The 5,347-nt window shown below is 63.3% G+C and carries 4 protein-coding genes and 2 pseudogenes; 3 read left to right on the forward strand and 3 right to left on the reverse strand.

The window, feature by feature from the left end; genetic code table 11:
• Nucleotides 1-779, forward strand: a pseudogene (locus MOV74_RS30535) (hypothetical protein); the annotation flags it as partial.
• Between the two features lies 1 nt (nucleotide 780).
• Here MOV74_RS30535 and MOV74_RS30540 read toward each other — a convergent pair.
• The 3 genes from MOV74_RS30540 to MOV74_RS30550 all read right to left on the reverse strand — a co-directional run bounded on the left by MOV74_RS30540 (nucleotide 781) and on the right by MOV74_RS30550 (nucleotide 4,159).
• Nucleotides 781-1,464, reverse strand: a complete 684-nt coding sequence (locus tag MOV74_RS30540) for a class I SAM-dependent methyltransferase (protein WP_246930509.1) — start codon at nucleotides 1,462-1,464, stop codon at nucleotides 781-783.
• Between the two features lie 8 nt (nucleotides 1,465-1,472).
• Nucleotides 1,473-2,468: a glycosyltransferase family 2 protein gene (locus tag MOV74_RS30545; protein WP_246930511.1), complete on the reverse strand. Its 996-nt coding sequence runs from the start codon at nucleotides 2,466-2,468 to the stop codon at nucleotides 1,473-1,475.
• Nucleotides 2,469-2,668: 200 nt separating this feature from the next.
• Nucleotides 2,669-4,159 carry a hypothetical protein gene (locus MOV74_RS30550; protein WP_246930513.1) on the reverse strand — a complete coding sequence of 497 codons (1,491 nt, stop codon included), beginning with the start codon at nucleotides 4,157-4,159 and terminating at the stop codon, nucleotides 2,669-2,671.
• Nucleotides 4,160-4,576: 417 nt separating this feature from the next.
• Between MOV74_RS30550 and MOV74_RS30555 the strand changes: the two genes are divergently transcribed.
• Nucleotides 4,577-4,741, forward strand: coding sequence for a Flp family type IVb pilin (locus tag MOV74_RS30555; protein ID WP_027545569.1), 165 nt, complete (start codon nucleotides 4,577-4,579; stop codon nucleotides 4,739-4,741).
• 450 nt (nucleotides 4,742-5,191) lie between these two features.
• Nucleotides 5,192-5,347: pseudogene (locus tag MOV74_RS30560) on the forward strand (TetR/AcrR family transcriptional regulator); the annotation flags it as partial.

The raw sequence follows: 5,347 nt of genomic DNA on the forward strand, positions 1-5,347 counted from the left end.
CCCTTGCCCTCGCCGCGTCCTGCCTGACGCCGCACGGGCCGGAACCGCTGCTGATGCCGCTGACGACGCTCGGCCTCGGCTCCGCGCTCGCCTGGATCGCGGAATGGCGGCCGCAGGATTTCAGCCATATCGGCGGTTTCGAATTGCTGCTGCTGGCTGGCATCTTTGCGCTGTCGCGCGGCGTGACGCTGCCGGTCGTACGGACGTTGGTGGTAATCGGCTTGCTCCATTTCGCACTGGCGCAGGTCCGCAATGCGGATCTGCTGGCCATGCTGGCGCCGCTCTATCTGGCGGCCCCCTTAGGCCAAAAGTTCGGCAAGCGGACCGCGGACGATGCGGAGGGCTGGTCTCGCGGCCTGAATCTGGCGGCGTTCGGTGTCTTGATCGCAATGAGCGGCGCGGCGCTGGCGCGCGACATACGGCCGGCTTCCAATATCACCCCCCAGGCTGCGATCGCTCAAGCCGACCTCGCCAAGACGGGGCGCATCCTCAACGATTACTCGTTCGGCGGCTATTTGATCTTTGCCGGCATTCCCACCTTTGTCGATGGTCGCGGCGAACTATACGGAGGGCCGTTCATCGACCGCTATAATCGTGCCCTGGCGCTGGTTGACCTCGCAGATTTTCTCAAGCTGCTCGACGAATACGACATCGGCGCGACGCTGCTCGCGCCGCGGACACCGGCGGTCGCGATGCTGGATCGGCTGCCCCAGTGGCAACGCGTTTACGGCGACGATGTGGCCGTCGTGCACAAGCGGCGTGATACGCCGCCAAGATAAGTCAGGCGGTCCCGAAGGCCGCGTACTGACCTCCGAGCGACACGCCGCCCAGGGCATGTTCGAGGCGACGCGCCGGTTTGGTGTCCCAGGGGAGCAGCAGGAAATGGCGGGCGCCGATCTCGCGCAAGCCGCCAGCGGCCATCAACTTTCGCGTCGTGCCGGCGCCGAGCAAGACGGCGTCCCGGTCGAATTCACAGCGCGAGACGGCAAGGCGTGTCAGCGGATTGTACGGATTGTGCTCGATCACGCAGACGAGTCCCCCCGGCCGCACCACCCGCCGCATCTCGGCGATGAAATGCATCCATTCGGTCGGCACGATATGGTGCATCACGCAGATGGCCGTGACCAGATCGAAGCTGGCGTCGTCGAAGGGAAAAGTGCGTCCGTCAAACTCGCGGTAGTCGACCCCGCCGTTGACCGCGCGGGCCTGCGCCAGGCTGGCCGAAGAGACGTCGATGCCGCTCAAGCGACCGACCATGCCGTGCAGCAGGGGATGAAGGCTGCCGACGCCGCAGCCGACGTCCAGCATGTCGGGCCTCACCGCGTCCAGCCGCTGCGCGATCAGATCGCGCAACAGATCCGCCTTGGCGCGCATGAAGAAATGATGCGGCAAGCCGGAGAAGTCGATCGAGGATTGGACAACATCGCGGTAGTTGTCGTGATAACCGTCGAAGAGCTCAGTCATGCGGCGGGTCACTCGTTGACGGCGCGGATCGCGGGTGCTGCCGCCGCCTCGTTGCGATCGAAGCCGGCGCGCGTCTGCACCACATAGAGCGGGCGGCGCTTCACCTCGGCATGAATGCGGCCGACATAGAGTCCCACGATACCGGTCATCAGCATGTTGATTCCACACAGCAGGGATATGACGACGATTGTCGATGACCAGCCGGTCACGAGATGGCTGTCCTGGCTGAGCCACAACAGGATCACCCAGCCGCCGTAAAGCAGGGCCAGTCCCGAGACCGTCAATCCGCACCAGATTGCAAGCCGCAAGGGAAGATCGGAAAAGCCGAGCGCGGCGTTCATCGCGAGCCGCACCATCTTGAACAGCGGATACTTGGTTTCGCCCGCTGCGCGCTCGAGGCGGTGGAAGGCGACCTCGGCCTGCCGGAAACCAAGCCAGGCGATCATGCCGCGTACGAAGCGATCCTGCTCCGGCATCTGCCGAAGTGCCTCCAACACCTTGCGATCGATCAGGCGGAAGTCGCCGACATCGGCGGGGATGCCGACAGAGGACATCCTGCCGAGAAGCCGATAGAATAGGTGCGCCGTCGCACGTTTGAATCGACTTTCGCCCTCGCGCGACAGGCGGCGGGCATGGACGATGTCGTTGCCCTCCTTCCACTTCGCGATCAATTGCTCGATCACTTCGGGCGGGTCCTGCAGATCGGCATCCATGACGATGATCGCGTCACCCGCCGTCGCGTCCATGCCGGCGGTGATGGCGATCTGATGGCCGAAGTTTCGCGACAGGCCGATATAGCGAAAGCGCGGATCGCGCGCGGCGAGCGCCCGTAGCACGATCGAGCTGGAATCGCTGCTGCCGTCGTCGACGAAGATCGCTTCCGCCGGTCCGTCCAGCTGGGACATGACCAGATCGAGCCGGCGCAACAGGACCGGCAGCACGGCTTCCTCGTTGAACACGGGGATGACGAGGCTGTAGCGGATCGGTCTGGAATTGGCCGCCATGCGAAGGATTCCGACTGGGGTTGCAGGGGCGGAAGTCTATGAGACGGCGGTTAAGGTCGCCTTGCCGCAACCGTTAAGGATCTAAGGCGCTGCATTACTGGGGGCGGACAGAATGAGGACGATGGAGGGAGCCCGACCAGTGTGGTGATGCGCGGTTAACCATGCTTCTGCAGCCGAGGGGTCGCCTATGGCAGCGATCCTCACTTCGAAGGCGCCGCGGCGGCAATGTCTGCGGGGGCGCGCACATGGATCACGGCGATGTCGTCCGCATAGATCCGCTTCCAGCCCTTGAGCTGGTCGAGGATCTGCGGGCCCGGCGCATCGGCCACCAGAAGGGTCGCGTCGATCTTGTACTCATCGAGCAGGCGCGGCAGCAGCTCGGGCTTCCTGCCCTCCGTCGCCTTGAAGAAGTCCATGACGAATTTCTCGCCATAGAGCTCGGCGCGGCCGTCGACGAAGACCGGAATGTCGCGCGAGATCAGATAGCCGCCGAACTGGTAGGCGTTGAAGATGCGCTGCACCTTGCGTTGCGCGAGCAGGTCGACCGCCGCAACCGGCGTCTGCGTCATTGTGAAGGTGAAGCGGTGGTGCCCCATGTAGAGCGACGTCGAGGTCCAGCTTGCCGCCACGATCATCAGCGCGCCGAGCGCGGTGACATAGCGGGCCGGCCAGCGGTCGGTACCAGTGTCGTCAGGCGTCGCGCGCGGGAACATCTCGCCGAGCGGCTTTGCCAGCACCAGCGGCACCAGGAACGCAAATGCCTCGATGCTCCTGACATGGGTCAGCGCGCTCCAGGTCAGGAACAAGATCAGGAAGATCCGGGGCGCCGACAGCACCAGGCCGCGATAATAGCCGAATGCGATCAGGCCGAGCAGGGCGCCTTCGAAGGAGGTGAAGGTGGCGAAGTTCGCCGGCATCCATTCGAAGATCAGCGACAGCAGCTCGCCAAGGCCGAGAATGTTGGTCGCGCCCTGCAGCGTCCGCCAGCCATAGGGCGTGCAGCAGCTTGCGACCAGCGCGCCGATTCCGAACAGCACCCAACGCATGAACAGTCGAAGTCGTTGTCCCTTCTCGGCATGCTCGACCGCCTCGAGCGAGATCGGGCCGATCAGCGCCAAGCCCAGCACGAAGCCGCCGTGCAAATTGGCCCAGAGCGCCATCAGCGGCAGCCAGGTCCAGGACGGCGCGTGCCTGCGGTCGGCAGCTCCCATCAGCAGGCCGCACCACGCCACCAGGAGGGGCAGCGCCAGGATATGCGGCCGTGCCAGCACGTGATGGATCGATAGCAGCAGCGCCAGCATCGCGAACAGCACGGCGCGCGGGGCCCCGATCTGCGCGTCGAGCAGGTAGACGAAGATTGCGAGCGTCAGCGCAACCGCGACCGCCGTGAGGATGACGGGACCTGCCCAGCCCCATTGCGCATGGGAGAAGGCGAACAGCACCTGCGACAGCCATGAGGTCGAAATCCACGGCGCGCCGGTTCGCGTGAAGGAATAGAAGTCGGTGGTGGGCATGGCGCCGTGATCGAGGATCCATTGCCCGATCTTGATCTGCCAGAACGAGTCGGAATCCTGAAGCAGCGTGTCGCCGAGAAAGAGGTAGAACAGGTAGGCTCCGGCGCCGACGCATAGCGGCACCAGGGCCCTCGCGCGGCTCTGCACCGCGATGCTGTTGGCAGAGGAAAGGGACATGCCGCCTCGTCGTCCTGTTGTTCTTGTCGTCGAGCACGATCCGGACCCGGAGGGCCGCGTTAGCGCAAAGTAGGTCGCGGCTTTTCCGAGAAGATCGCGCCCAACAATAACCCGAAGCGCGATGAACCATTCGTCTCGACGCGTTTCGGTCCGAGCGGTCGGCATTGGATCACGGCGGGTCATAACTTCGGGTAAACCGGCCGCGCCAGGCCGGTTTCATGTCCCGACAATTTAACGGATTATTTTAGATTTCGATTTACCATCGGCGAATACACGCAACCCGCCCAGTGTTTACGCAGTCGAATTAACTGCGGCGCAATTCTTTGCCCCTACGTTCGGTTTCATGGTCGGGCGGCGCTGGGAAGCCGAAAAGACCGGATCAGTTGTAAGCCTCGTGTACTCATTTGGAGCACTTCTATGAAGAACCTCGTTGCGCGTTTCGTGAAGGATGAATCCGGCGCCACCGCCATTGAATACGGCCTGATCGCTGCCGGCATCGCGCTGGCCATCATCACCGTGGTCAACAACCTCGGCACCACGCTGAACACCAAGTTCACCTCGATCTCGACCAGCCTGAAGTAAGGCCGGACGAACCAGAGATTTCCGAGAGCCCCGTCCTCGACGGGGCTCTTTTCTTTTGGTCGGCGATTTCAGTTCGGAGATGGGCAGAGCTCCGTCATGGCTTGAAGACCGAAGGCGGAGCCCACCATCGAGACTTCGGGATATTGAAAATTCCTCGTGGGCACGGCGCATGGCTGCGACAGGAAGCCAGTTCAGATTGAAGAGCTGCCAGGCGGTCCGGGCGTCCGAGTCGATCATGCTGGACCGAGGAGGGATCGCAGTACTCCGGTACAGTCGCCGGGCTGCTTTTAAGATCGCGGTAACAATTGCGGTTAGCCGTCTACCAACCGGCTCTGCGCATTTGAGCGAATCTGTCTCGCCGCTTTGAGATATGACGCTTCGCGCAAATGCATCTTGTCATCCCTCCTGAATAGTTGTTCAGTCCTTGCGGGGCGATTTGCAATTACTGCAGTGACGAAGCGTTCGGCCGCAGGGCGTGCGGCAGGCGTGTGGGACAGGAAGCGCGCCATGGTTTATCGGCGGACGCATCAAGTGGTGAAGCGCCTCGCGGCGCGGCGCAGCGCGATTCTGACGGCGGCGCGGGAGACGGCGGCGGAAGGCGGGATG

It is taken from the genome of Bradyrhizobium sp. SHOUNA76 (assembly GCF_023006445.1).
Classification (GTDB): domain Bacteria; phylum Pseudomonadota; class Alphaproteobacteria; order Rhizobiales; family Xanthobacteraceae; genus Bradyrhizobium.

What these genes read in the sequence shown, in the direction of transcription:
- MOV74_RS30540 (WP_246930509.1), bottom strand. Translation starts at nt 1,464, where the DNA reads ATGACTGAGCTCTTCGACGGTTATCACGACAACTACCGCGATGTTGTC.
- MOV74_RS30545 (WP_246930511.1), bottom strand. Translation starts at nt 2,468, where the DNA reads ATGGCGGCCAATTCCAGACCGATCCGCTACAGCCTCGTCATCCCCGTG.
- MOV74_RS30550 (WP_246930513.1), bottom strand. Translation starts at nt 4,159, where the DNA reads ATGTCCCTTTCCTCTGCCAACAGCATCGCGGTGCAGAGCCGCGCGAGG.
- MOV74_RS30555 (WP_027545569.1), top strand. Translation starts at nt 4,577, where the DNA reads ATGAAGAACCTCGTTGCGCGTTTCGTGAAGGATGAATCCGGCGCCACC.